A 535-nucleotide genomic window follows, 5' to 3' on the forward strand; every position below is an offset into this window, starting at 1 on the left:
GGGCCCCCCGCCGATAACGGCGCTAACGCGCTCGGCGTTGGTGCCCGCCGCCTGCCGGAACAGTTCATGGTCGTCGGCATGAATGGCGACGACGATCTCGCCGGTCCGCGGGTGGGCCAGAAAAATGTCCAGCGTGTGTGCAATGACGGCAAAGCCGCCAATGTGTTGATATTGCTTCGGTCCGTTGGCCTGTCCGGCGCGCGCGCCACGGCCGGCCGCGACGATTACCACCGCGACCTTGCCATCCGCACTCGAAACGTGATTTTCACTTGCGTCAGTCATTGCAGATTGGCTTAGCGCACGATCCCGAAAAGTGTAATCGGTTTTCGGCAAAGATCGTGCGTCAAATATGAATCCCAAAGCGTCCTTTGCGCGTCCCACGGGGCGCGCGGCGCTTTGGCCACACCCAATCCCGAAGGCCAGCATTTTCCCAATTGCGCCTTAATGTGGCGTCATTCCGCGTTGCACATTGCGGCCGATATGGCTAGAGAATGTGCAACGAATGAAGATGCTTGGTTTTTGTGCATGGTTAATT

General features: G+C 58.5%; 1 protein-coding gene. It reads right to left on the reverse strand.

The features are described from left to right. On the reverse strand, positions 1 to 282 hold a 282-nt coding region (locus EN914_RS37825), incomplete at its 3' end, for a 2-C-methyl-D-erythritol 4-phosphate cytidylyltransferase (RefSeq protein WP_206527361.1). Positions 283 to 535: the final 253 nt, after the last annotated feature.

The organism is Mesorhizobium sp. M7A.F.Ca.CA.001.08.2.1, from assembly GCF_003998455.1.
GTDB lineage: Bacteria > Pseudomonadota > Alphaproteobacteria > Rhizobiales > Rhizobiaceae > Mesorhizobium > Mesorhizobium ciceri.